Below are 24,031 nucleotides of genomic sequence, written 5' to 3'. Positions count from 1 at the left end.
TAAGGGACGCCCTCTCTTTCAGGGCGTCCCTCTTCACAAAACATTCCCCCGGACTGTTTTGTGAATTTACCATTGCTGGGCTTTGACTCACACCCCACAAGGACTTTCAGTCCTTGACCTGACCAAAGGGTCGTGAACTCTTTGGAATCCCTTTGTCATGGGTCATTTTTACAATTGAAAGGAGTTACCATGAACAATATTATTCTCGACAAGATAAACCGTTTCACGCGCAGAAAGCTGAGCGAAGACGAGGTCTACGTCTTTTCGGTCATTCTCTGCGACAACGACATCGACCGCGACTGCGAGCGATTCTCCGATGAAGCTCTCGAAGCACTGAAAGAACGCTTTATCGGCAAAACAGGCATTTTCGACCACGAGGCAGCTGCCGCAAATCAGAACGCCCGTATATTCGATACGGAGCTCATAACGGACAGCTCCCGAAGCACAGCCTACGGCAAGCCCTACAGATACCTCAGGGCTATGGCTTACATGGTCCGCACCGACGAAAACAAAAACCTCATCGCCGAGATAGACGGCGGCATAAAAAAGGAGGTCAGCATTTCCTGCGCCGCCGCAAAGCGTATCTGCTCGGTCTGCGGCTGCGATAAGAATACCGCCTCATGCTCCCATATCAAGGGCAGAAAGTACGGCGGTCAGCTCTGCCACACCGTCCTCGATGACATCACGGACGCCTATGAATGGAGCTTTGTCGCCGTACCTGCACAGGTAAACGCAGGAGTTACCAAAAAGTACAGCGAAGCCGATACCGTTAAGGCTCAGGCTGTTCAGACAAGCTCCGCAGCCGATGAGGAGCTCCGCCGCGATATACGAAAACTCGCCTATTTTTCGGGTGGAAGAGCTGCCGCGGACATTGCTTCACTTTCGGCTGCGAACCTCGATACTCAGCAGCTCATAGCTCTCCGCAAAGCCTTTGAGAAGCAGTGCGGAAAAAGCCGCGCGGAGGTACAGCTCAACACTTCGGCGGCAGAAGAAGAAACAACGGATATGTTCTCAATGAAAGAGGAGGGATAATATGGACAGGCAGACTGTTACCGCGATCTTTGAACTGTTTACGGGAACTCACAACGGCATCGAGTACTATCAGATAATCGACCTCGCTATCTACGAAACAGGCAGTATGCTCCTGCCCGACGCCGACAATACCGACCTGCGACTCAATTTTCTAAGCGCCGCTGTCGCCTTTTACCGCTTGCAGCAGATATTCGCAGCAAGAGAACGCGCGGAGTGTACCTACGCAGGCAAGGTCCTGAAGGAATCGCAGAATACGGCTTACGACTACTCAAAGCGACTCCTCAGGGACTATGTTTCACTTTGCAGCGACCTTATTTACACTAAAAACTTCATTTTCAGCAGCTTTTCAAGCGGAGAGGACGTGATCTCATGTTAAGGGAAATCATCGACGATATCATCGAAAAACTCGCAGAAAATCAGGTATCCCCCGTTTACAGCGCCTTTGACGCAAGAGCTCTTGACCGCAAGGGCAGCAGCTTTTTTACCATTGTGGGCATAAACAGCTTTGAGTCCTCGCAGCCTATCTACTCGCAGTACAAGGTGTACATACCTTTCAAGGCGGAAATAGAGCTTACCGTGGCAGCTCCCGACAGCTATTCCATGACGGAGCTCTATGACTACTACGATACAGATATCGCGCCCGTTGTCTTCGATATGTCTGGACTTACCTGCACTCTCAGCAAAATGGGCGTGAAGTTCGACAATAATATCAGGCGCCTTGTCCTGTCCGTGAGGATAGCGGCAAGCGGCATAACCTCCGCCGAAAGGAGCAACCTATGAGCACTGTTACAGAGCTTTCACACCGCGAAGCACAGCCCGTAAACATCAACGGTATCACCGTTTACTGCGAGCGCTTCCGCGCTTTTTCGGCAAGGAACATCAATGAGGAGTCCACTGTCGACGGGAATACCGTCGTCACCGAAAACGCCATAAGGAGCACAAGGCTCGTCTTTTACGGCAGAGTATGCACGGAGGACTCTCCCGAGGACTTCATACTCAATTTCAATCAGCTGGTACATTCAGCTTCTGCGTTTATCGTGGATTTCACGGGACTTACATTCCCCTCCTGCCGTATGCTCAGCTACAGCTTCGACAGCAAGGGCGGCGACTGGGCTGACGTCACCGTTACTCTCGTCACTTCCGATACCATAATAAGGAGCAATGGAGCATGAACGTCTATATTATCCTCAGAACTGCGGACGGCGCCTATTATACCCAGAGCAACGTACTTTCCTTCAGTTTCAGCAAAGACCTGTACACGCCTTATACGACTCTTACGGCGCATATCTGCACTTCTTCACCCAAAATACCGAATATTGCGGAGATCACTCTCAATGTAAACGGTTTCCCCGTTCATCACGGTCTCATAGACAGCGTAAAACAGGAGAAAAAAGGAAACTGCCGCTTTATTTCCATAAGCTCTCGCGGCTTTACTTCCCTGCTCTGTCAGAACCAGATAGAACCGGGACTGAAAATGAACATCTCCTTCAATATGCTCATGGAGGACTTCTATACCCTCCCATATGTTTTCCACGAAAACGACTCCGACAACAGCAGCTATATCTACGTGAAGCCCAATACCTCAATGTGGGACGCGGCTGCAAATCTCACCTACAAGCGCAGGGGCACTTACCCGTATATAAGGGGTACGAATACCGTTATGATGAGCCCCGTGACGACTCCTGTCACCTTTGACTACAGCGGTGAGAAGTTCATTTCCACGGGCATAGAACACGTAAACAGCAGACTCGGCAGCGATTACCACATGGCTGATATCAACGGCGACTACGGCAATTTCGACCTCAGCGACAGCGACGTTTCGGATCTGAAGATCGTCCGTCACAAGTACTTCGACCTGGATATGCGCTTCCTCTACGCCCCTCAGCAGGCTCTTGTCTACCGCGATAAATACGACTTCCGCGGCAGGGAAAGAGTTTTCTGCTCCTATAACGGCTATCACGGCGAGGACCTCTGCGATATCGTCAGCTTCGACAGTGTAAGCTCCGAGCGCGTAGGTTCGGTCACTATCCGCGGCAGCAGCAAGGGTATTTTTACAGAGGTGGGCGTTTACAGGGATAAGTTCCCGCATATAAGCCCCAATGCATAAAAAAGTCGGAGCCAACGCTCCGACTTTTATTTTATTACTTTGTCTCGGGAAGCTCGGGAATGAGACGGAGCAGATACTTCTGTATGGTCACGGCGTCGCCTGTGGTCATACCGTCCTTTCCGCTTACGTCTGCGTTCTTCACACCCTGCGCTGTTATGCGCTTTTCGTCCCTGCCGTCAACTCCGTACTTGTTCGGATTGGCAAGAGCCTGCATTATCAGTACTGCATCGGACATATCTATCGCGCCGTCACAGTTTACGTCGCCTGCCTTATAGTCCTTGTCATACCCGAAAGGAGCTGTTGAAACAACAGGCTTTGTAGTCGAAACAGAGGGCGTTGTAGTTGCCGCTGAAGTTGTGGTCGTTGTTGTAGTTGTAGTCTTTGATGTGGTAGTTACGGGCTTTGTGGTAGTCGTTGTGGTTACGGGAGGCTTTGTCTTGCCGTCCGAAAGCTGTCCGTAAACTATTCCGCAGCCGACAGTTGACATATAAACCTTTCCGAACTCGTCAAGGTCGCCTACAAGGTAGTTTCCGTTTCCTGTGCCGCCATAGAGGTGGTCTGTATTTATGCAAACCCATGAAGCGCCGCCGTCTGTTGAACGGTAAATGCCTTCCTTGTCGGACTCCTCGGGCTTTCCGTAGATGAACAGTGTGTTCAGTCCGCCTGACTTCTCGGGAGCGCCGTAGCCTATGCACTTGGCATACGCAACGTTCTCAAGGTGCTTGACTGTCTTGCCTTTGTCGGAGATGATATAAACACCGTGATTTGCACCTGCAAGAGCAACTGTGCCCTTTCCGAGGTAAGCAAGGTCGCCTGTATGCTCGAACTTCCATGAAAGTTCCCAGTTGTACGGGCAGATACGTGTTTCGGTAAATGTTGCGCCGTAGTCCTCGCTGATGAAGTAGGAATAGTGGGACTCGTCGTATGTAGGCTCAGTCTTGGTCATATCCGATGACCAGTAGTCGTTGTGCTGAGCGCCCGATGCATAAACTACAGCAGGATTCTCGGGATCAACAAGAGTGTACACGCCCTTTGAGCCCTTAATTCCTTCGCTTGTTTTCCATGTTGCACCGAAATCGTCGGTATATGAAACGCTGCCTGTTGCGCTTGTGTTGATTATTCTGTACTTGCCCTTTGAAAGCTCGGTTATGGAGAGCTTTCCGCCTGTGCAGGCAGGCTTGAACACCTTCCATGTCTTGCCGCGGTCAAGGGTATAGTAGCCGCTGCCTGTGTTGTTTGTATCGCCGTTGGCAGTTCTTGCCCATACGTCTGTGTTCTGAGGGCATACTGCTATTGCAGAGGTAGAGCCCATGTTCGGATTGTACTGAGGAGGTATACCGTCAACGGACTGATGTACAAATCCGTCGTAGTCGCCGATAGCGGAAAGATCAAGTCCGTCTGCGGTGCTTACAAAGTCAAGGGAAACAACTTCCTCTATGCCGTCGGGCTGGAAGTGGAACTGCGGAAGATCGCTCCATGTATTATCACAGGCAAATACGCCGTTGCCCGATGTGGAGAAGGTCCTGTCGGGATTTACAGGGTCGATAACGTAAGAACCTACCCAGTGGATAGCCTTGTCGTATATCCAGTCATAGCCGCCTGTTGAGAGGTAATCCGCAAGGGGATCCTGTCCCCAGTTCGGCGAATAACCGGGAGATATCTCTCTCCATGTCTTTCCGCCGTCTGTGGAGCGGAAGAACTTGTCGCCCCAGCACGGACCGTGCTCGTCTGTCCATGGTCCCCAGAGCTGAGCGTTTGCGAAGAGTCCGCAGGTCGAAGATACCATATGATCGGGATTTGCAGGGTCAACGCTTATGCCGCTGTAGCCGCCCTGTCCTGCCGCCTCCATAGCGTCCTTTCCCGGGTTATAGAGATGTGCGAGAGGCGATATATCGGTAACAGTGCCTGTCTTTGAGTCGAGCTTCTTTACGCTGCCCGAGGTTCCGCCGCTGCCGACCTGGACAGCTCCCTGAAATGCGAAGAAGATATTGCCCCTGCCGTCGCCTGTGATCCTTCCGGGATAGTTCTTGGAGTCAAGGTCGCCGCTGATATCCGTGAATTTATCGTCCTTCACATCAGCGACAACAACGCTGTTCTTGCCTGTTGTGGAAGCTCCTACGTATACCTTGCCGCCGTAGATGTAGATGCAGGCGATACCGTTCTGAGCGTAGTATTCGTCGCCTGTAAGGGCATGACGCATATTGGAGCCCCATGTAGGCCACTTTATCTCGTGCTTGAAGAGCCCGAGGTCGCCGTAGCTCTTTACAGACTTCCATGTCTTGCCGCCGTCCGTGGACTTGATAAGGCATGAGTCGCCTGCGTATACGTCGCCGCCGCAGTATATGGTCTTGGGATCGTCGGGGTCAACGGCTATGGACTCGCCTGTCTGTCTGCCGTTTCCGTTACCGTGTACCTGTATCATATCGGTAACGTCGATCTCCTCGAAGGTCTTGCCGCCGTCGGTTGTCTTGAAGATAACGGTCTTTTCAGCTGAGAAGTATGCACAGCCGCAGAGGAAATATACCGTATTATCGTCTGTAGGGTCTATCGCCATTGCGTCAACGCTGAGGAGACCGCGGTCGTCCTCGTCGATGAAGCCGAGAAGCTGCTCCCAGCTGTCGGTATCATAGTTGAATCTGTATGCTCCGCCTACGTCGGTACGTGCATACATTGCCTTCCTGCCTGTAACTATTCCCGAAACGAAGCCGCCTCCGCCTATTTTGAGGGTGCCCCATTCCATTTTGTCGGCAATGCTCGATGTGGCTGCATTTGCTGTGCCTATGCTGCTTTCCGGTGTGCCTATAGCGGAAGAACAGCCTGCACATATGCTCAGTGCACAAAGACCTGCCAGTGCTTTTTTCATTGCTTTCATTGTTCTTTTCCTTTCTGTTTTATATGTTTATGTTCGTATTCCCAATTCTTTATCCTTGCCTGTTTTTCGACTTTATTTTAACATTTTAAATGTACGGTGTCAAGGCGTTTTCGGCGTTATGACACTATAGGATATAATGAGAATACTATTTTGCAGAAGGCAAAAATAATCATTTCTCTAATTCCCGAGAAACTGCGGATATGCTGTGGTAAATGTATAGAAGGTACAGGATTTCTATACAGTTGCCACAGTATCGTAATGTTACGGGCAAAAAAAATACGCAGCCTTTCGGCTGCGCGAGAGTGTTGAGCAATGAAACATATGACATCTGAAGATCTCATTATAAGCGCTTTCCTTTTTTCTTTGCGGAAAGCGTGGAATCTGCTAATAAAACATACCTCAGAGTAGTAGAGAAGGCAGACACCACAGCCCGTTTTGATCGGTACGCAACCTGATCAGCACTGTTTTCCCCCCAGTTCCTTCACGACTGCAGCGTCCGGCTCCCTTCCTACATTCACGATATATACATATCATATCCCGAAATATATTCTATCATAGGCTGTTCCACATGGTTCAACAAAAAAATTACTTATTTTCCGGCGTCAAAAATGACGCTTTTTGGCAATATTTGGATATTTGCACGGCTGTTAGCTGATAAAAGGTGCTTCAATTTTGAAATTCCCCACAAAAAATGTTCTGTTTTTGCTTTACAAACAGTGCAGAATGTGATATAATGTTATTATATATTTATTTTGATTCAGTAGGTGTCGCTTCAATGAAATTGGTTTCAGAATTTCTGCAATTGAATTTACTGTCTGTCGCGCTTATTCTCGGTATCATAATAATGCTCATTGAAAACCGCAGGGAACGTCCTTACGGTACGGATCATGTTATAGCCATTGTCATCATGCTTTCGGTCATTGTCGTAAATGCAGGTATAAGGGACTGGTTCATGCTGTTTGGATATGATTCTGAACGAAACTACAGCCGCGACGTGGTATTGACACTTTTTAACCTGCGTACGGCTACCGAGCATATTCTTTTTCCGCTGATAGCCTATGTGGAGCTTCTCCTGATAGCTCCTGTGCAAAAGAAGCATATCATATTCATTCCCGAGGTCGTCTGCATAATCTCGGAGATAGCCAATATCGCAAAGCCCGGTATAATATTCAGATACAACAAGCACCTTGATTGCGCTGACGGGCCTCTGATGATGCTGCCTTACTTTGTGGGTATGATATATCTGCTTCTGCTCATGAGGTACTCTATCCTTTTCATCAAGGAAAAGGAAATGAGCAAGGGTGCCACGGTCATATTCATCGTTTTCCTTACTCTTGCGGAATGTTACCTTGAGGCGGCCGGCAAAGTTAAAGACCTTATGGACGAGATCGTTGCACTCGACGTTATTATATACTACTTCTATCTCGTCGCTATCTATCAGAGCGAGATGAAGATAAAGCTCCGAACCAGCGAGCTCGAGCTTGAGCGAAGTAAGCGTATGCTCATGATATCGCAGATACAGCCCCATTTTATGTACAATTCCCTGACTTCCATAACCTATCTCTGCGATAAGGACGCTTCTCAGGCAAAAAAGGCTCTCATCGACTTCTCAAAGTTCCTGAGAAAGAACCTCGAAGCCATGAGCCACAAGAACCTCGTTCCCATTACTGAGGAAATAGAACACACAAAGGTCTACCTTTCGCTGGAAAAAATACGATTCGGCGAGGACCTTGACATTGTTTTCGACATTAACGATATCGACTTCATGCTGCCTGTACTGACTGTACAGCCTCTCGTGGAAAATGCCGTTAAGCACGGTATCAACAGGTCCGAGAGCGGCTGCGGAACAGTGTGTATCTCCACCGAGGAAACGGAGGAGTTCCACAAGGTCATAATCAGGGACGACGGCGGCGGCTTCGACGTCAACACCCTTAAAGACCTGGACGGAAGCCATATCGGTATTTTCAACGTCCGCAAGCGCCTTTACGACGAGTGCGGAGGCAAACTCATTATAAAGAGCGCTCCCGACGAGGGAACAGAATGTACTATTCTTATTCCAAAGGAGATCCACGATGAAAATTCTGGCAATTGATGATGAACGTTTCGCATTACAGCTTCTTGTAGATACACTGCACAAGGTCTGCCCCGAGGCGGAGATAGTCTCGTTCCGCAGGCCGTCGCAGTTCATGGAATACGACAACAGCGAGCCCTTTGACGCCGCATTCCTCGATATCAGAATAGGTCAGATGTCGGGCATACAGGTGGCTATCGAGCTCAAAAAACACTCGCCTATGTGCAATATCGTATTTGTTACCAGCTATTCCGAATACGCCTTTGCGGCTATACAGATGCGACCCAGCGGCTATATCATGAAACCCTACACGGAAGAGGATATCCGCAACGAGTTCAATAATTTCAGATACACCACCCAGCCCGAGGACAAGAACAGCGACAAGCTGAAAATACGTACCTTCGGAAATTTCCGCGTTTTCGGCAAGGACGACTCGCCTATGAAGTTCTCGAGGACTATCTCAAAGGAGATCTTCGCCTACCTCATCGACCAGTGCGGCTACCCCGTAACAAGCAAGGAGATCGCCGCGGACGTTCTTGAGGTGGAGGACTTCGACAGACCTACCTCAAAAAAGATATCCCAGTATGTCTCTGACCTCATAAAGGATATCGAAAACGCCGGATTCCATAACGTCATAATCAAACAGAACCGTCAGATACTTGTGAACAAGGAGGCTGTGGACTGCGACCTGTATGACCTTTTCGCAGGCGATACCGCTGCTTTCAATACCTATCACGGCGAGTATATGATAGACTACTCATGGGCTGAGATAAGCGACTCGGCAGAAAGAATAAAAACCCTTGGGTATAAATTCTGAATTCTACGGAGGCGCCTTCACCTGCAAGGCGTCTGTCGTATGTGGGGAGTCACCCTTGACCTGACCAAAGGTTGTGGACCCTTTGGGATCATATGTTAAAAAATGCCCGAAATAAACACTTTCGGGCATTTTGTCATATCAACGATCTGAAGAAATCACACTCGTCCTTGTTGGCTTGTGCGGCTTCGGGGGTCTTTATATTACAGTGGAATACATGATACAGCTGCGTGTTTTCGTCGCCGTATTCCCTGAATACGCAGGGAACTCCCCTCTCCTGCAATGCCTTTTCGAGCAGCGGCGACTCGCTCCTCAGGTGGTCGCAGTTCGCCGTCATTATAAAGCTCGGCGGAAAGTCCTTCGTTACGTGCTTTATTACCGTGAGGTCTGCAAGTGTATCTCCGCTGCTGCGCTTAGGGAGGTAGTCACGGAGAGTTTTTACCGTGCAGAAATGCTCAGCGTCGTATATTCCGCAGTTAAGGGCAAGTCCTTTTATTGTAAGCCCCTTCGGCGGCTTGAAGCTGTACTTCTCAGCGTAGTCCGCAGAGGTCAGTATACAGGCGTAAAGCGCTATTCCCATCGCTCCTGCCGAGTCGCCGACTGCAAAGATATTGTCAGTATCAAAGCCGTACTTCGCGGCATTTTCCATAAGCCATGCGAATACCTCGTTCGTGTCCTCAAATGGCGCAGGGTGGCGGAACTTCGGCGCAAGACGGTAGCTGTAGTTCACAACGGCAAAGCCCTGCTTTGCAAGCTCCATGCAGTAATACTGGTACACGCCCTTGTCTCCGTAGACCCAGCCGCCGCCGTGAAAGCTCACAATTACGGGAAGCTTTCTGCCTGCCGCAGCTTTCGGACGGTAAACGTCGAGCAGGTTCCACTTCGGGTCGCTGCCGTATTTTATATCGTCAAAGCGCTCTATCTCCGCAGGTGTGGTAAGTCCGCTGTCCCTTGCGGTATCGCTTCTGGTACACATTTTTCTGAATAAATAGCTGCCTAACGACATTATATCCCTCCTTCGGCCTGCTTTTTATTTAGTGTGCATTAATTATACCAGTCTTTCGCTCACCTGTCAAGGTGCGTATTGACTGGCGGTGCGTCAAGTGGTATAATATATTCCGTGTAAAACGAATATTTCGCGTTTTTCGGAGGAGCTTAACTTTGAAAAAGATAATACTGAAACTGTCAGCTCCATTGCTTGCAGCGGCAGTTCTTGTCAGCTGTGGAAGAGCCGACATCGACCTGAACAATTACCTCAGACTGAGCTTCAGCGGCCTTGACACCGCAGCTTCTGCGGACATTGACATGGATTACGAGAAGATCGTCACGGACAATCTCCGCGCTTTCGGCATAAAAGACCCCGACGACAGGGAAAGTATACAGCGTGCGGCTGAAAAGCTTGCGGAGTGTATCAGCGGTTCTCCCGACAAGGATTCAATGCTTTCAAACGGCGATGTCATCACCTTCAGGTGGGACAGGAGCGGCGTGGAAGAACTGGAGAATACATACAAAATAAGGCTCGCCCTTTCGGACAAGGAGATCACCGTATGCGACCTCAGGGAAGCAGAGCGCTTCGACCCTTTCGATTTCCTCAATCTTGAATATTCGGGAGTCGAGCCAAACGGTGAGCTGATACTTAATGCCGACGGACTGCCTGTAAAGAACGTCTCCTTTACTGCAAGGCATACCAGCGGTCTCAGCAACGGAGACAGGATAAAAGTCCGTTTCGGCGGCGCCAGTGAAAAAGAAACGACAGAAAAATGCTTCGGGCAGGGATTTGTTCCCGAATGCTTTGAAAAAGCGTATACCGTCAGCGGTGTTCCCGTGTACGTGAAGAAGCTCGGCGATATCAGCAAGGCTTCCTATGAGAGAATGGACGGGTACGCTCAGGAGGAGCTCCGAAAGCTCGGAGCTTCGTGGGCGGATAAGAAGCTCTGCGATGTGGAGCTTCTCGGTGCTGAGCTCTATACTCCTGCGGAAAATACTGCAAAATGGGGCAGGAACGCCCTCTGCTACGTCTACAGGGTCACTTCCGATATAAAGAGCGGCAGTGACGCTAAAAAGCATGGTGAGAACCTCGATTATTACTATTTTACGTACTTCCTCAACGTTTTCACGCCCGATAACAGCAAAAACGGGGAGTTTCCGGCGGAAAAAGCCGTGTTCCCGAGCTATTCGCAGTTCTACGACTCTTTTTACGGTGACGCTTTCAAGGTCGGCGATGTTATCTGCGAGGGCTGCAAAAGCCTCGACGAGCTCCGCCAAACTATGGCTGACTGCTTTGAGGGCAGTATCTGTGAAACAAATATTGAAGAAGAATAAGCAGCTGTATCGCCTGCGGAGATGCAACTGTACGCTAAAAAAGCCATAAGGATACTTCCTTATGGCTTTTTGTTATAATACAACCGTGCTTTCGAGGACTGCTTTGCTGTAGCGCCACTCGGGGTACATACGCTGCAGAAGCGCGTAAAAATCCTTGCTGTGGTCGGGGTGTACAAAGTGACAGAACTCGTGGGTAACGACCTGCTCGATACAGTGCCGCGGAGCTTCGATAAGACGCCTGTTCAGCGTTATTATCTTCTTCATCGGGTGACAGCTGCCCCAGCGCGAGGTCATTGTACGAAGCTTGAGCTGCGGAAAAGGCAGGCTGTACTCTCCGAACTTCTCGTGCACATCGTGCATCACTTCGGTGAATATCTCCCTGCATATCTCTTCGAGCCATGCATTATACAGCTTCTTTCTGCGCTCCGCGTCGTCCTTGTCCTTTACGTGGATAAACAGCCTTGAGCCGTCCCTTTCTGTGTATTCCTTGAAGTCCTGCACTATTTTCAGCTCCACGTCTGTGCCGAGGAGCTTTATCTTTTCACCGCTTATATATTTCATCTCCGCCTTTTCCGTCTGCGGACGGGTGCGGAAATATTCGGTCGCGCGTCTGATATATCTGCTCTTGGAGCGTATGAAGCTCTCTATCTCACGTACAGTCACTCCGTCAGGCGCGGATACGTATACCGTGCAGTCGGGCTTTACGCGAAGATTGATGTTCTTTACTTTTTTTCGCTCCAATATGTAATCCTGTGCACCGTCAGACGTCAGAACGGTGTGTGTTTCCTTTGAATTCGCCATTTATTCTCCGTGAGTATATGTACCCTTTATGTGTCCGCAGGCGATGATGTTGCCGCCCTCTTCGCCGTCCATTACCTTGAAGGCTTCAAGAAGCTTTTCGTTTGAGTTGTCGAATGCGCCTTTCAGCTTTTCGGGGGGCTGCTTCATTGCAAATACAAGTATCTCATAAACGTGAGTTCCCTCGGGGGGATATGGTCCTACATATTCTTCCTTGGGAGCCCAGCCTGCAGGGAGAGAGGTCTCCTCTGTAAGCGACTTCCAGTGCATCCATGAGCTGACGCCTGTAGTTCCTGTATCTACCATATATACAGCATAGCAGGACGCTCCGTCAACTGCGTCCCATGAGAGCTGGGGCGAACGGTTGGTGCCGTTTTTTGTGTTGGTTATGTCGCTGTCCCACACGCCGTCGTGAAGGTCGTCTGAGCTGAGCTCAAACGGCGTAAGCTTGCTGATATCCAGCTGGTCTGCGTTCCGGGCTGTCAGTGTGTAAGCCCATTCCTCCGCATTCCCGTCAGCTTCCGTAGCCGTTTCTGCTTCGGTCTCCTCCTCTGTCACCTGTATATCGGTGGCAGAAGCAGTTGCGGACTGAGGCTCTGTGCTGCCGCTATCCTCCGAGCAGCCCGCACTCAGGCAGAGCGTGACCGCGACAAGTATCGCTGCGGTAAATTTAATGCTTTTCATGCTGCATCTCCTCTTGCAATTATTGTATGATAGTTTTTGCGTATAGTCGTGTTATGTCAGGAAAGCTTGGTGAAAAATCTCTCGTGGGTCTCGAATGTGTCGCCGGGCTTTATCTCGCGGTAGCCCGTTACATCAGCAGGGAGCCTGAGATTCGGTGCGTCTATCATTGCTGTCATGGGCTCGGGGCAGAAGAAGTGATTGAAGCCGCGGTCGTTCCAGATTATCCAGAAGCCGTACTCCTCCGATACTTCGTAGCATATCTTCTTGCCGCTGGCAACGTCCTCTGCGATAATGCCGTGGAAGTCCTCGCCGTCGAGCTTCGTGCACTCGCCTATGTACATCTCGTTGTCGACTACCTGTAATACAGGGTGCTTCGAGCCGTTCCTGTACTCGAGGTCGTGCATATTCGGTACCTTCAGCTGCTCAGTAGGCAGGCAGCGCTCGTTGAGCTCGCAGCGCTTGCCTATCGGCACTGTCAGGCGGATATCCTCCTCCTTGCCGCCGTCAACGAAAGGTGCGCTGATAGTGGTATGCGAAGCAAGTGACATGGGGAGCATCTTTACTCCGTCAGTATTCATGAAGCGGATATTCTGCTCGAGTCCCTGCTCGGAAAGAGTGAATGTGTACTCTACAGTGAATCTTACGGGAAGGAACTCGAAGAACTCGTCCTTCTCATCGTAGACGTATCTCGTCTTTACCCATGCACAGTTGTCGTCGGAGCTGAACTCCAGCACCTCATGGACTCTCTTGTGGAGAAATCCGTGAATGTGATTGTTGTAGGGCTCTTTCTCGTTTACGGGGAGCTGATACACAGCGTCTGAGGCTCTGAGCACTCCGTCCGCAAAACGGTTGGGAAGATACAGCGTGGGAAGTCCCCATACCTCGGGCGACTTCTTTATAGCGTCGGCTGTATTCTTCGGGTTGAAGCGGAAAAACTCGATGCCGTTCTCGTTGTCGCGGAAACGGATAACGTTGGAGCCTATCTCGTTTGCTACCCATGCTTCATAGCCGCCTGCAGTTAGCTTTACGCAGGTAGTGCCCTTCCATTCAAATAATTCTGCTGTGTTCTTCATGTTAATCACAATCCTTTTATAAATAAAAATATGTTTTTTATCTCTTTTTTACCGCGTTTACTATGGCAGTTATCACGCGGATCACAACTGCCCAGACAAAGCCGCCTGCAAGTATGATAAGCATTATGGTAAGACTGATACCTGCAAGGAAATAGTGACCGAAAAGCTTATACATATCCAGCGAATCAGTAATAAAAACAAGTACAGGTACAATTACCGCATAGCCTATCAGATATGCGGGAGCGATAAGCTTTGTGGGGAACTGTTTCTTCAGCTTTTCCTCCCTGTCATGGAAGAATATCGGCAGGACAAGAAGACACAGTCCCTCAAGGAAAATGAGGACCATATATATGTCTTCCTTTGTGATAACATCAATAGCTCCTGCCGCCAGATATATTATCCCAGGGAATGTCATTCACATTAAGAATGATTTTGCCAGTACTCCGCTTTTCATAGCTGTATCAGTCCATTCTGTTTTCCATGTCGGTATATTCGCGCATAGGCGATATAGCCTTGTACGCAGGTCGGATTATCTTGTTGGAATTGATGAGCTCCTCTATTCTGTGGGCTGACCAGCCTGCTATCCTTGATGTTGCGAACAGGGGAGTGAACAGCTCGTCGGGTATGCCGAGCATACGGTATACAAATCCGCTGTAGAAGTCAACGTTGGCGCATACTCCCTTGTATATGCGGCGCTCCTCGGCGATGACCTCCGGGGCAAGAAGCTCTACCAGCGAATACAGGGCAAATTCATCGTGCCTGCCCTTTTCGGAGCTGAGCGACTCAACAAAGCTCTTGAATACCTTTGCTCTCGGGTCGGACTGGGAATATACAGCGTGTCCCATGCCGTATATAAGTCCCGAATGGTCGAAGGCTTCCTTGTGAAGGAGCCTGCGGAGGTAGTCCTTTACCTCTTTCTCGTCCGTCCAGTCCTTCACGTTCTCCTTCATGTCGTCGAACATCATTGCGACCTTGATATTGGCTCCGCCGTGCTTTGGTCCTTTCAGCGAGCCCAGCGCAGCTGCTATGGCTGAATAGGTATCCGTTCCCGAGGACGATACGACGTGCACCGTAAAGGTGGAGTTGTTTCCGCCGCCGTGCTCTGCGTGGAGCACCAGTGCAAGGTCGAGTATACGCGCTTCCAGCTCGGTATACTTTCCGTCCTCGCGGAGCATATAGAGTATATTCTCGGCTATGGAAAGCTCGGGCCTCGGACTGTGTATGAACAGGTCCCCGCCAAGCCTTGCGTAATTGTAGGCGTGGTATGCATACACTGATATCACGGGGAACAGTGTTATGAGCTCTATGCTCTGACGCAGTACGTTCGGTATGGATATATCGTTAGCCTTGTCATCGTAGGAATACAGCGCAAGGACGCTCTTGGCAAGGGTATTCATCATGTTGTCCGTGGGAGCTTTCATGATAACATCTCTCATGAAGTTGGACGGGAGCTCGCGGAACTCCGCAAGTATCTTCCTGAACTCCATGAGTTCATGCTCAGATGGCATTTTTCCGAAAAGGAGGAGGTACACGGTCTCCTCGTAGCCGAAACGCTTTTCCTTTATAAAGCCTGCGACGATATCTTCTACATCTATTCCGCGGTAATAAAGCTTGCCGTCGCCGTGATTCGGCATCCCGTCGCCTATTTCAAGGACCTTTATCGTACTGATATTAGTAAGTCCTGCCACAACTCCGTTGCCGTTTATATCGCGGAGTCCGCGTTTTACGTCGTACTGTGTGTAAAGCTCCGGGTCTATCCTGTAGCCCTCCAGTGACATATCTGCAAGGTGGATTATTTCGGGGGTAAGCTCTGAAAATTTGTATCTCATCGGTATCGTCATCCCTTTCTTTACTGCGTTTTTTACTGACAATAGTATGTACTACAATTATACGTGATTTCGCCTTTTTTGTCAAGTATAAAACCATATGCATTATACTTTCGGGAACATTGATTAATAAGCTGTAAATATTGACTCTTTTCTCTTGAAAAAAACAGCGGAATATGTTAATATATATTTGTCGGTCAGTGCCGATACATGATATTTTTAGGGTTACTTCCGCGCTTTATGCGCTGAGGAAAGGAGATAGGCTATTGGAATCAGTTAAGTACACCTGTCCGAACTGCTGTGCAGACCTGAAATTCGACCCGCAGCAGCAAAAGCTCACCTGCGAGTATTGCCTCAGTTCGTTTACTGTCGAAGAGATAAGAAAGCTCTGCGCCAAAACCGAGAACAGCATACCTCAGGAGGCTGTGCAGGTCAAGGAGGACTTCGAGAACCACACCCATCTGTACCGCTGCGACAGCTGCGGCGCCGAGATAATGGCTGACGACCAGCAGACCGCTACGTTCTGCTATTACTGCCACAATCCCGTTATCCTCGCAGGAAAAATGGGAGGCGAGTTCAAGCCGGACAAGGTCATCGGCTTCAAGCTCACAAGAGAAAACGCTATCGACGACTTCAAGAAATGGATAGGCAAGCGCCTGTTCGTTCCCAAGGACTTCAAGTCCGAACAGCAGCTTGAAAAGCTCACGGGCCTCTATGTCCCGTTCTGGATAGCGGACTGCCATATCAATGTGGATTACTCCGCTACAGGCAAGAAGGTCCGCCACTGGACATCGGGCAATTACAGATATACCGAAACAAGCACCTACCACATCGTCCGCAGAGGCAATCTCGTCACCCGCGGAGTCCCCGCAGACGGCGAGACTAAAATAGACGACCTACTCATGGAGGCTATCGAGCCCTTCGACTACAAGGACCTCAAGGACTTCTCCATGTCCTACCTCAGCGGCTTCTTTGCCGACAAGTACGACGTGGACAAGAAACAGGTATTCCCGAGGATACGCGAGCGCTCCACTCAGGCGTGCTCTTCCCTCATAAAGGAAAGCATATCAGGCTATACCACTGTTACTCCCCTTGCACAGAACTACAATATTTCGCAGACAGACTGGAAGTACACCATGCTCCCTGTATGGTTCATGTCCTATATGTACAAGGGCAAGGTGTATGAATTTGCTATCAACGGTCAGACAGGAAAGCTGGCAGGCACTCCGCCTCTGTCAAAGCCGAAGCTGGCGCTCGTCAGCGGTATCATAGGGGCTGCAGTCGCCCTCGCAGGTATGTTTATAGGGGGTGCTTTCACAATATGAAAAAAGCAGGTTCAGCACTGACAGTCTTTATCACTATAGTCGCATTGATAGTGGGATTGTTCCTCTTTGATTCGTTTGTAGCAAATACAAGCTCTCAAAACCTCTATAAAGGCTTTTCGGACGACGATATTTCAAAGTCCGGTATCATCGACGAGCACGGGCTCTTTGCAGGCGACCAGTCACTGCTGTGGTCCCTCAATGACGAGATACAGGAGTGTGCAAGGAAAAACAATATGAATATCCTCGTGTTCCTACCCGACAGCAGCAGGAGCCATTACACTGACGATATGGTATGCAATTTCACAACAAATGAGTTGAACAGCGTTTTCGGCGAAAATACCGACGGCATTCTGTACTATCTTGACATATCGGGCAAAAGTCCTGCATCTGACGATATTGCTACAAGCGCAAGGACTAATCTTATTTTTACGGATTCAATATGCGACAGCATTTTCAGTCTGCTCGACTCGTACCTCCCCTCGTCGAGCTCCTCTGAGCCCCTCGACCCTAAAAAGATCGGCGAGGCTATCTCGAAGTTCTGCTATTATGTGGACTACTACAACACAAGCACTCCGAGAGAGAGCTATTTCCACGAGCCTACAGCAGACCCGCCCGTTTATGTATATATGAAAAACGGCGAGACATTTGTCACAAAAAGCGCTCCTCCGTCAAAAAAATGGGTGGTCCTTATCATTTCTGAGCTTATAGGTGCTCTTGTAACGCTTATTATCTATCTTGTCTCAAAGCATAATTATAAGTTCAAGAGCAAGACCAACCCGAGGATATATCTTGCAAGCGACGCGATAAACCTCACGCAGAATGCGGATATATTCCAGGGAACTCACACCACAAAGACAAGAATTGAAAGCAGCTCGGGCGGAAGCAGGGGCGGCGGATTTCACGGCGGAGGCGGCCATCACGGCGGCAGCGTAGGCCATCACGTTCATCACAGATAAAAAACGAGACAGGTATATGTGTGTTACGCACAGAGAAGTATTTGTGAGATTTATTCGGGGGATAACCTTTCCCCCGATAAGTCCCATATACACTTCTTTACGAGTATCACGCATATACCTGTCCGTTTTTTATTTTATGCTGTCAGCAAATTCTTTTATGACCTTTGCCACCTCATCGGGTTTCTGCTCGTAGATAAAGTGGCTTCCGGAAATATTCACTTCCTTGCAGTTGCCTACCTTTTCAATGTATTTGCTTCTGTTTGTGCGGTATTCCATCTCTCTGTCCGACTGCTCGTCCCCGAACCATTCCTGCGCCTTGGCTTCGTCAACTTCGCCGTCCATGAACATCAGGTAGTCCCTTACGTCCTGAATTGTCTGATAGTTGGTGGAAATGTATATCTTCGGGATATCGTTGGACTTTATGGAAGCCCATGCTGTTTTCATGTTACTGTTGAAGTTCTTCATCTCGCTGATATGAGACTTTGAAAATGCAGGCGGATTCAGTGCAAACAGTGCATTTGCGTCCTTTGCGTATTCATCGGAGCTGTCTTTGCTTGTGATATCGTTTATAGCTCTTAAAACGCCTGATTTGTACAGGAATTTAGTGACGCCGAACATTAAGCCCGAAGTAGTCTCTTTAAGCTCCTCGTCGGTCAGCTCGGGGTATGCTTCATTGACGGAATCAAGGAAGATAACTCCCGATACCTCGTCGGGATAGGTGTTCTCCCAGTAGGTGCCGTAGATTCCGCTGAGGGAATGAGGCATAAGTATGTATGGAGCTTCAACTCCTGCGTTTTTCAGTGCGGTACGTGTGCTGTCAACTATGTACTCGGTCGTGACGTCATGTTTTGTTTCTCCGCAAAGCCCGTACCCGGGACGGGTAACGACCACAAGGCTTATATCGTCGCTGAGGTGCTCCGAAAACTTCTTCATGTCCACGGTGAACTCCGCATGACCGTTGCCGGGCATAACGATTATCTTGTTCTCGCCCTCGCCGTAGATGTTGATGTTCATTTTATAGTCGCCTGCGTCGTACAGGTGGCTGAAGCCATCCCTTTCAAGGAGCTCCCTGTCCTTTTTCTGCGCGATCTTCTGATAAATAAAGCTTGCTATTATTGCGATAACTATAAGTATCAGCAGTACAAGCAGTATTCTTCCTATCACCTTAAAAATCTTCCTGACAACTCCCATATCCTTTTCTCCTTTATGTCTCATGTCCTTGTATTTGCCGTTTTATGCGGCATAGTGTACATATTATAACATAAAAGGAAGTTGATGTCAATTGACTGTGCGCCCCTGCAAAAAAGGCTATCGGTTTTCCGATAGCCTTTTTATCTTATGCGTTCATGCCGAGGTCGATAGCCTTGAAGTTGTTGGGGATAAGTGCTGCCTTCTTGGGAGGTACGACTTTCTCGATAGCCTTCTGCATTGTCTCAAGCGAGCAGATGTTTGTCTCCTTGAGGAGCTTGCCGAGAAGTATGATATTTGAGCCGCCCTTGAGGTTATTGTCATCAGCCATCTGCTGTGACGGGATACCGTAAAGCTCGATATCTGTTCTGTCTGTCTCGGGCTCGATCATGGTGCTGTCGAAGAACACCTTGCCGCCGGGACGTACACAGCTTACGAACTTGTCAAATGAGGGCTGGTTCATTGCAATAAGAAGATGCGGTGTGAGTACAAGAGGTGAACCGATAGGATCATCGGAAATAGTAACTGAACAGTTGCAGGTACCGCCTCTCATCTCAGGACCGTATGAAGGGAGCCATGAGAGCTCCTTATTGTCCATAAGTCCGCAGTATGCAAGGATCTTTCCTGCGAAAAGGATACCCTGTCCGCCGAAGCCTGCAAGAAGGATCTCTGTAGTAGCCATTACTCATTACCTCCTTCTGTCTTGGGGAATACTCCCTCTTCTACGTCCTTGTATACGCCGAGAGGATAGTACGGGATCATTTCGTCCTGAAGTCTCTTGATTGCGTCAAGAGGTGCAAGACCCCAGTTTGTGGGACAAGTCGAAAGAACCTCTACGATAGAGAAGCCCTTGCCTGCCTTCTGGTTCTCGAATGCCTTACGGATAGCCTTCTTGGCTGCCTTTATGTGAGGAACGCTGTCAACTGCAACACGCTCTGCATATGCAGTACCTGTCAGCTGTGAGAGCATCTCGCATACCTTTACAGGATAGCCTGCAAGCTCGGGGCTTCTTCCGAAAGGTGTTGTCTGTGTTACCTGTCCGGGAAGTGTTGTAGGAGCCATCTGGCCGCCTGTCATTCCGTAGATAGTGTTGTTGATGAAGATAACGACGATATTCTCGCCTCTTGTTGCAACGTGAACTGTCTCGGCAGTACCGATAGCTGCGAGGTCTCCGTCGCCCTGATATGTGAATACGAACTTGTCGGGGTTTGTACGCTTTACGCCTGTTGCTACAGCAGGTGCACGTCCGTGTGCAGCCTCGATCATATCACAGTTGAAATAATCATATGCCATAACGGAGCAGCCAACAGGACATACTCCTATAGTATCGCCCTCTATGCCCATTTCGTCGATAACTTCACAGAGTATCCTGTGTACGATACCGTGTGTACAGCCGGGGCAGTAATGTGTAGGAACGTCGATGAGCGACTTTGGTCTTTCAAATACTACAGCCATCAGAGGGCACCTCCCATTCTCTTGATCTCGCCCAGCACCTCAGCAGGTGAAGGGATAACGCCGCCTGTTCTTCCGAAGAACTCTACAGGCTTTGAGCAGTTGATAGCGAGTTTGATATCGTCTATCATCTGTCCCATTGACATCTCTACGCTGAGAAGCTTCTTTGCGTTCTTTGCAGCCTCGTTGATCTCCTTTACAGGGAACGGCCACAGTGTCTTGGGACGGAAGAGACCTGCCTTGATGCCCTGTGCTCTTGCGTCGTTTACAGCAGACTTTACGACTCTTGCTGTTGCGCCGAATGCACATACCAGTATATCGCAGTCCTCTGTGAGATAGAGCTCAGCTTCTGTCTCTGTTTCCTTGATGATATCGTACTTCTTGTAGCGCTCGAGGATAGAGTTCTCGAGCTCGTCGGGCTTGAGGTAGAGGGAGTTGATGATGTGGTGCTCTCTCTTCATCTTGTGTCCGTTTGCAGCCCAGCCGCTCTTGTCGTAAGCCTCGGGATTGATCTCGGGGAATGTAACAGGCTCCATCATCTGTCCGAGAAGTCCGTCTGCAAGGATCATTGCAGGCATACGGTACTTGTCGGCACGGTCGAATGCCTTTACAACGTAGTCTACCATTTCCTGTACGGACGCAGGAGCGTATACGAGAAGCTGGAAGTCGCCGTGGCCGAGAGCCTTTGTTGCCTGCCAGTAGTCAGCCTGTGAAGGCTGGATACCGCCGAGACCAGGGCCGCCTCTCTCTACGTTGATGATTACAGCAGGAAGATCTGAACCTGCTATGTATGATACGCCCTCGCTCTTGAGTGAGATTCCGGGTGAGGACGAAGATGTCATTGCACGGACGCCTGTGGAAGCAGCTCCGAGTACCATGTTGATAGCAGCGATCTCGGACTCTGCCTGTAAGAATACGCCGCCTGCCTTATGCATACGCTTTGCCATATAAGCGGCAAGCTCTGTCTGAGGAGTGATAGGATATCCGAAGAAGCATTTACAGCCTGCTCTGATAGCAGCCTCTGCCAGCGCTTCGTTACCCTTCATAAGATTTCTTTCCAAAGCTAAACAGCTCCTTTCAACGAATATAGATTATTTTTCAATAACGATAGCGCAGTCGGGGCACATAGTTGCACACATTGCACAGCTTATGCACGCTGACTGATCGGTGCATTCTGCGTAAAAATATCCCTTCTTGTTACGCTTTTCCTTCTGAAGTGCAACGATCTTCTTGGGACAGGCAGCAGTACACAGACCGCAGCCCTTGCAGCGCTCGGTAATTACTGTCATTTTAGCCATACACTTTTTCTCCTTTCAATCAATTCATAATTCACAATTCATAATTCATAATCAATGCTGCTTGCGAAATATGCGGAAATCCGATCTTTCATGCAATTATGCATTATGTATTATGAATTATTCATTCAGGCTCAGCCCCATACGGGCTTTACGTATATCTTTGCGGCGAACCTGTCGGGCTTATCCGACTGCTCCGCGATATCCTCGGGATATACCGTATATATTACGGGAAGTCCTGTGATACGGGAGGTCTCCTCCGCAAAGGGACGCGACTGCTCGATGATGTCAAGAGTGGTCTCACAGCCGAGGTTGGTATTGTTGACGATAGCCGTATGCTTCATACGTGCTGCCGCCTCTATCTCATACATCAGCTTTGTCACTTCCTCAGCTGTATTGGTGAGGTAGCGGCGCTGGTTTATGACGTAGTACATCTCGATACTGTCCCTGAACTGCTCCAATGCTTCGGCATAGCGTCCGAGAGCCACAGCTCCCGCGTCGTCGCCGCCCACGTCGATTATCAGGCAGTCCTCATCTGTGGCAAGCTCCACAACGTCGAACTGTATTGACGGGATATCGAGGTTGCTCCTTGCAAAATCGGGAGCTATGAGCCTTATGCCCTTTTCCTCGAAAAGGTCTTTGAAATCGGCAGTTCTGAAATAGGGATTTACAATGTCAAGGTCAACGATAGCTGCGGACTTTCTCTCCGCTGCGGCTTTTACCGCAAGGTTTACGGAAAAATTGGTCTTTCCGCTTCCGTAATGACCTGTGATTATCTTAATATTCTTCATAAATATCCTCTTGTAATCTTTGTGAAAAATCCTACAACTTATATTATACCACTTTGAATTGTCAATTGCAAGTGCAATTTTTAGTATCAAAGGCAGGCGTTTTTGTTGAAAGCAGGCAAAAGCCCTGACTATAGTCAGGGCTTTGGGTCATTCACCAATATCAGCGCCGGTCTGGCAGCTTGTCATAAACTGCCTTATAGCACGGGGCTTCACGGAGCGTAATTTCGTCTATACGCCAGTCGTTGAATTCAGAGTCAAACACGAACTTTACCTCATAGCAGCCTATCTTATCAAGCTCGATAAGACCGGGGTCTATCGGGTCGCTTGCAGAATAAATGTAGGTGCTCTGTATATATGCGGTAAACGACGTATCTGTCTTGTTCGATATGATAACAGGCAGCTCATCCATGTAATCTCCCGCGGGGACATATCCTCTTCCGCCGCCGTCGAACCATATGTACAGTTTTCCGCGGTATTCTGCGAACCAGCCTATCTTGTCCGTAGGCAGGAAGCCGCCCACGTCTATATCATCGAAGCCCGATGAAAAGGTGTTTCCAAGACATAAACTATTGGTCAGCTTTTCAGTGAACACAGTCCTTGCGTATCTTCTTATATCGTCTATGCAAGTGAAGCGCTCATCGTTAACAAGTGAGTAGAATACTGTGTTTTCCAGTATCTCATCGGAATTATCGGGTAAATTACTGGTCTTATATCCCAATGCCGGATCAACTGAGAACCTTAGGAACTCACGCTCTCTCATAATGTTACTTGTCAAATTAAAATGAACGTCGCCGCTCTTTGCGAACATATCATGTACATAGCGGGACAGCTCGTCGTCGATGATGATATCCTCAGCCTTCGGCGCGACAAACGGCCTTGTTGTGTATTTTTCGTCAGCTGCCGGAGCTGATGTGGTCTGAGTCGATACAGCAGTAGTATCGCTTGTGGCCGTTTCAGTCGTTTTTGTGGTCTTATTGTCTGTTCCTAAAGCTGTGACAGTTACAACAGTATCTGTAGCCGAGCCGAATCCCGAAACAGATGTGCTTTCGGTTCCCGACTGACCTGACTGCTCGGCGCTTATATGTGTATCGTCGCCTATTATCACGTTTCTATTGTTTTTCATAAGGGAAACGCTGCCGATGACAGCTCCTGCGATGAGCACCACTGAAGCCGCCGTTATAAGGGGCGTGAGCCATACGGGACGCTTTATGCGGTCAACTCCGCTGACTGTGTACTCCCCCTCTGTATCATTATCTTTCCTTGTTCTTTCTATTTCTTTCTTTTTCATTCTGTAGTTCCTTTCGCTCACTGCGAGGAGCTTTTCCAGCTGATCATCGCTGATCCCGGGGCTCATATCTGTAAAATCGTCCATAAGCTCGTCCTCTGCATTTTCAAGAATATCGAATATGTTTTTCTTTTTCACAG

The 24,031-nt window shown here is 49.1% G+C and carries 24 protein-coding genes; 10 read left to right on the top strand and 14 right to left on the bottom strand.

Translation table 11 applies throughout. The annotated features are described in order from the left end of the window. Nucleotides 1-189 precede the first annotated feature (189 nt). From IKW96_RS11950 to IKW96_RS11930, 5 genes are read left to right on the top strand one after another with little or no spacing between them, the layout of a single operon-like run. Nucleotides 190-1,032: a hypothetical protein gene (locus IKW96_RS11950; RefSeq protein WP_296575085.1), complete on the top strand. Its 843-nt coding sequence runs from the start codon at nt 190-192 to the stop codon at nt 1,030-1,032. Nucleotide 1,033: 1 nt separating this feature from the next. After that, nucleotides 1,034-1,408 carry a hypothetical protein gene (locus IKW96_RS11945; RefSeq protein ID WP_296575082.1) on the top strand — a complete coding sequence of 125 codons (375 nt, stop codon included), beginning with the start codon at nt 1,034-1,036 and terminating at the stop codon, nt 1,406-1,408. Further along, a complete protein-coding gene (locus IKW96_RS11940) occupies nt 1,402-1,812 on the top strand; it encodes a hypothetical protein (RefSeq protein WP_296575081.1) in 411 nt (136 codons plus the stop codon). Before IKW96_RS11945 ends, IKW96_RS11940 begins: the two co-directional genes overlap by 7 nt. After that, nucleotides 1,809-2,204, top strand: coding sequence for a hypothetical protein (locus IKW96_RS11935; RefSeq protein WP_296575079.1), 396 nt, complete (start codon nt 1,809-1,811; stop codon nt 2,202-2,204). Before IKW96_RS11940 ends, IKW96_RS11935 begins: the two co-directional genes overlap by 4 nt. Further along, on the top strand, nt 2,201-3,139 hold the full coding sequence (locus tag IKW96_RS11930; RefSeq protein ID WP_296575076.1) for a hypothetical protein: 939 nt from the start codon (nt 2,201-2,203) through the stop codon (nt 3,137-3,139). Before IKW96_RS11935 ends, IKW96_RS11930 begins: the two co-directional genes overlap by 4 nt. A 34-nt stretch (nt 3,140-3,173) precedes the next feature. On the opposite strand, the gene IKW96_RS11925 is transcribed toward IKW96_RS11930, so the two are convergent. Next, nucleotides 3,174-6,011 carry a dockerin type I domain-containing protein gene (locus IKW96_RS11925; RefSeq protein ID WP_296575073.1) on the bottom strand — a complete coding sequence of 946 codons (2,838 nt, stop codon included), beginning with the start codon at nt 6,009-6,011 and terminating at the stop codon, nt 3,174-3,176. Between the two features lie 775 nt (nt 6,012-6,786). Here IKW96_RS11925 and IKW96_RS11920 point away from each other — a divergent pair. Together IKW96_RS11920 and IKW96_RS11915 are read left to right on the top strand one after the other, a co-directional pair. Next, nucleotides 6,787-8,103, top strand: coding sequence for a sensor histidine kinase (locus IKW96_RS11920; RefSeq protein ID WP_296575070.1), 1,317 nt, complete (start codon nt 6,787-6,789; stop codon nt 8,101-8,103). Further along, nucleotides 8,084-8,899, top strand: a complete 816-nt coding sequence (locus tag IKW96_RS11915; RefSeq protein WP_296575067.1) for a response regulator — start codon at nt 8,084-8,086, stop codon at nt 8,897-8,899. Before IKW96_RS11920 ends, IKW96_RS11915 begins: the two co-directional genes overlap by 20 nt. A 133-nt stretch (nt 8,900-9,032) precedes the next feature. Here the strand turns inward: IKW96_RS11915 and IKW96_RS11910 are convergent, their stop codons facing one another. Continuing rightward, nucleotides 9,033-9,902, bottom strand: coding sequence for an alpha/beta hydrolase (locus IKW96_RS11910; protein ID WP_296575064.1), 870 nt, complete (start codon nt 9,900-9,902; stop codon nt 9,033-9,035). Nucleotides 9,903-10,057: 155 nt separating this feature from the next. On the opposite strand from IKW96_RS11910, the gene IKW96_RS11905 reads away from it, so the two are divergent. After that, nucleotides 10,058-11,218 (top strand): hypothetical protein, encoded by a 1,161-nt coding sequence (locus IKW96_RS11905; protein ID WP_296575060.1) that lies wholly within the window; start codon nt 10,058-10,060, stop codon nt 11,216-11,218. A 72-nt stretch (nt 11,219-11,290) separates the two neighbouring features. Here IKW96_RS11905 and IKW96_RS11900 read toward each other — a convergent pair whose 3' ends face one another. From IKW96_RS11900 to IKW96_RS11880, 5 genes are all read right to left on the bottom strand, one after another. Next, a complete protein-coding gene (locus tag IKW96_RS11900; protein ID WP_296575057.1) occupies nt 11,291-12,019 on the bottom strand; it encodes a M48 family metallopeptidase in 729 nt (242 codons plus the stop codon). Beyond that, a complete protein-coding gene (locus IKW96_RS11895; RefSeq protein WP_296575054.1) occupies nt 12,020-12,700 on the bottom strand; it encodes a YbhB/YbcL family Raf kinase inhibitor-like protein in 681 nt (226 codons plus the stop codon). It abuts the gene before it with no gap. Nucleotides 12,701-12,756: 56 nt separating this feature from the next. After that, nucleotides 12,757-13,773, bottom strand: a complete 1,017-nt coding sequence (locus tag IKW96_RS11890) for an aldose 1-epimerase (RefSeq protein ID WP_296575051.1) — start codon at nt 13,771-13,773, stop codon at nt 12,757-12,759. 37 nt (nt 13,774-13,810) lie between these two features. Beyond that, entirely contained in the window at nt 13,811-14,119 is a 309-nt protein-coding gene (locus tag IKW96_RS11885) for a hypothetical protein (protein WP_296575048.1), read from the bottom strand. A gap of 115 nt (nt 14,120-14,234) precedes the next feature. Then, a complete protein-coding gene (locus IKW96_RS11880) occupies nt 14,235-15,602 on the bottom strand; it encodes a citrate/2-methylcitrate synthase (protein WP_296575045.1) in 1,368 nt (455 codons plus the stop codon). A 263-nt stretch (nt 15,603-15,865) separates the two neighbouring features. On the opposite strand from IKW96_RS11880, the gene IKW96_RS11875 reads away from it, so the two are divergent. Both IKW96_RS11875 and IKW96_RS11870 read left to right on the top strand, forming a co-directional pair. Beyond that, a complete protein-coding gene (locus tag IKW96_RS11875) occupies nt 15,866-16,924 on the top strand; it encodes a hypothetical protein (RefSeq protein ID WP_296575043.1) in 1,059 nt (352 codons plus the stop codon). Next, nucleotides 16,921-17,880 carry a hypothetical protein gene (locus tag IKW96_RS11870; protein WP_296575040.1) on the top strand — a complete coding sequence of 320 codons (960 nt, stop codon included), beginning with the start codon at nt 16,921-16,923 and terminating at the stop codon, nt 17,878-17,880. Before IKW96_RS11875 ends, IKW96_RS11870 begins: the two co-directional genes overlap by 4 nt. 129 nt (nt 17,881-18,009) lie before the next feature. Here the strand turns inward: IKW96_RS11870 and IKW96_RS11865 are convergent, their stop codons facing one another. From IKW96_RS11865 to IKW96_RS11835, 7 genes are all read right to left on the bottom strand, one after another. Beyond that, nucleotides 18,010-19,071 carry an alpha/beta hydrolase gene (locus tag IKW96_RS11865; protein WP_296575038.1) on the bottom strand — a complete coding sequence of 354 codons (1,062 nt, stop codon included), beginning with the start codon at nt 19,069-19,071 and terminating at the stop codon, nt 18,010-18,012. A gap of 145 nt (nt 19,072-19,216) precedes the next feature. Beyond that, nucleotides 19,217-19,750 carry a 2-oxoacid:acceptor oxidoreductase family protein gene (locus tag IKW96_RS11860; RefSeq protein WP_296575035.1) on the bottom strand — a complete coding sequence of 178 codons (534 nt, stop codon included), beginning with the start codon at nt 19,748-19,750 and terminating at the stop codon, nt 19,217-19,219. Continuing rightward, the gene (locus IKW96_RS11855; RefSeq protein ID WP_072950984.1) at nt 19,750-20,523 is read right to left on the bottom strand and encodes a thiamine pyrophosphate-dependent enzyme; all 774 of its coding nucleotides are present in this window, start codon (nt 20,521-20,523) and stop codon (nt 19,750-19,752) included. Before IKW96_RS11855 ends, IKW96_RS11860 begins: the two co-directional genes overlap by 1 nt. Next, nucleotides 20,523-21,566 (bottom strand): 3-methyl-2-oxobutanoate dehydrogenase subunit VorB, encoded by a 1,044-nt coding sequence (locus IKW96_RS11850; protein WP_296575369.1) that lies wholly within the window; start codon nt 21,564-21,566, stop codon nt 20,523-20,525. Before IKW96_RS11850 ends, IKW96_RS11855 begins: the two co-directional genes overlap by 1 nt. A 45-nt stretch (nt 21,567-21,611) precedes the next feature. Next, nucleotides 21,612-21,818, bottom strand: a complete 207-nt coding sequence (locus IKW96_RS11845; RefSeq protein WP_294753460.1) for a 4Fe-4S dicluster domain-containing protein — start codon at nt 21,816-21,818, stop codon at nt 21,612-21,614. 131 nt (nt 21,819-21,949) lie between these two features. Beyond that, nucleotides 21,950-22,606 (bottom strand): cobalamin biosynthesis protein CobQ, encoded by a 657-nt coding sequence (locus IKW96_RS11840; RefSeq protein WP_296575032.1) that lies wholly within the window; start codon nt 22,604-22,606, stop codon nt 21,950-21,952. A 160-nt stretch (nt 22,607-22,766) separates the two neighbouring features. Further along, on the bottom strand, nt 22,767-24,029 hold the full coding sequence (locus IKW96_RS11835) for a hypothetical protein (RefSeq protein WP_296575029.1): 1,263 nt from the start codon (nt 24,027-24,029) through the stop codon (nt 22,767-22,769). Nucleotides 24,030-24,031: the final 2 nt, after the last annotated feature.

Source organism: Ruminococcus sp., from assembly GCF_017549005.1.
GTDB lineage: Bacteria > Bacillota > Clostridia > Oscillospirales > Ruminococcaceae > Ruminococcus.
This window is presented reverse-complemented; position numbering and strand designations above follow the sequence as displayed.

Excerpts from the sequence above, each read along its gene's own strand:
- IKW96_RS11860 (WP_296575035.1), bottom strand. The coding sequence starts at position 19,750 with ATGGCTACTACAGAGATCCTTCTTGCAGGCTTCGGCGGACAGGGTATC.
- IKW96_RS11845 (WP_294753460.1), bottom strand. The coding sequence starts at position 21,818 with ATGGCTAAAATGACAGTAATTACCGAGCGCTGCAAGGGCTGCGGTCTG.
- IKW96_RS11850 (WP_296575369.1), bottom strand. The coding sequence starts at position 21,566 with ATGAAGGGTAACGAAGCGCTGGCAGAGGCTGCTATCAGAGCAGGCTGT.
- IKW96_RS11890 (WP_296575051.1), bottom strand. The coding sequence starts at position 13,773 with ATGAAGAACACAGCAGAATTATTTGAATGGAAGGGCACTACCTGCGTA.
- IKW96_RS11855 (WP_072950984.1), bottom strand. The coding sequence starts at position 20,523 with ATGGCTGTAGTATTTGAAAGACCAAAGTCGCTCATCGACGTTCCTACA.
- IKW96_RS11870 (WP_296575040.1), top strand. The coding sequence starts at position 16,921 with ATGAAAAAAGCAGGTTCAGCACTGACAGTCTTTATCACTATAGTCGCA.
- IKW96_RS11865 (WP_296575038.1), bottom strand. The coding sequence starts at position 19,071 with ATGGGAGTTGTCAGGAAGATTTTTAAGGTGATAGGAAGAATACTGCTT.
- IKW96_RS11895 (WP_296575054.1), bottom strand. The coding sequence starts at position 12,700 with ATGAAAAGCATTAAATTTACCGCAGCGATACTTGTCGCGGTCACGCTC.
- IKW96_RS11925 (WP_296575073.1), bottom strand. The coding sequence starts at position 6,011 with ATGAAAGCAATGAAAAAAGCACTGGCAGGTCTTTGTGCACTGAGCATA.
- IKW96_RS11885 (WP_296575048.1), bottom strand. The coding sequence starts at position 14,119 with ATGGTCCTCATTTTCCTTGAGGGACTGTGTCTTCTTGTCCTGCCGATA.
- IKW96_RS11950 (WP_296575085.1), top strand. The coding sequence starts at position 190 with ATGAACAATATTATTCTCGACAAGATAAACCGTTTCACGCGCAGAAAG.
- IKW96_RS11840 (WP_296575032.1), bottom strand. The coding sequence starts at position 22,606 with ATGAAGAATATTAAGATAATCACAGGTCATTACGGAAGCGGAAAGACC.
- IKW96_RS11945 (WP_296575082.1), top strand. The coding sequence starts at position 1,034 with ATGGACAGGCAGACTGTTACCGCGATCTTTGAACTGTTTACGGGAACT.
- IKW96_RS11920 (WP_296575070.1), top strand. The coding sequence starts at position 6,787 with ATGAAATTGGTTTCAGAATTTCTGCAATTGAATTTACTGTCTGTCGCG.
- IKW96_RS11930 (WP_296575076.1), top strand. The coding sequence starts at position 2,201 with ATGAACGTCTATATTATCCTCAGAACTGCGGACGGCGCCTATTATACC.
- IKW96_RS11880 (WP_296575045.1), bottom strand. The coding sequence starts at position 15,602 with ATGAGATACAAATTTTCAGAGCTTACCCCCGAAATAATCCACCTTGCA.
- IKW96_RS11940 (WP_296575081.1), top strand. The coding sequence starts at position 1,402 with ATGTTAAGGGAAATCATCGACGATATCATCGAAAAACTCGCAGAAAAT.
- IKW96_RS11910 (WP_296575064.1), bottom strand. The coding sequence starts at position 9,902 with ATGTCGTTAGGCAGCTATTTATTCAGAAAAATGTGTACCAGAAGCGAT.
- IKW96_RS11935 (WP_296575079.1), top strand. The coding sequence starts at position 1,809 with ATGAGCACTGTTACAGAGCTTTCACACCGCGAAGCACAGCCCGTAAAC.
- IKW96_RS11900 (WP_296575057.1), bottom strand. The coding sequence starts at position 12,019 with ATGGCGAATTCAAAGGAAACACACACCGTTCTGACGTCTGACGGTGCA.
- IKW96_RS11915 (WP_296575067.1), top strand. The coding sequence starts at position 8,084 with ATGAAAATTCTGGCAATTGATGATGAACGTTTCGCATTACAGCTTCTT.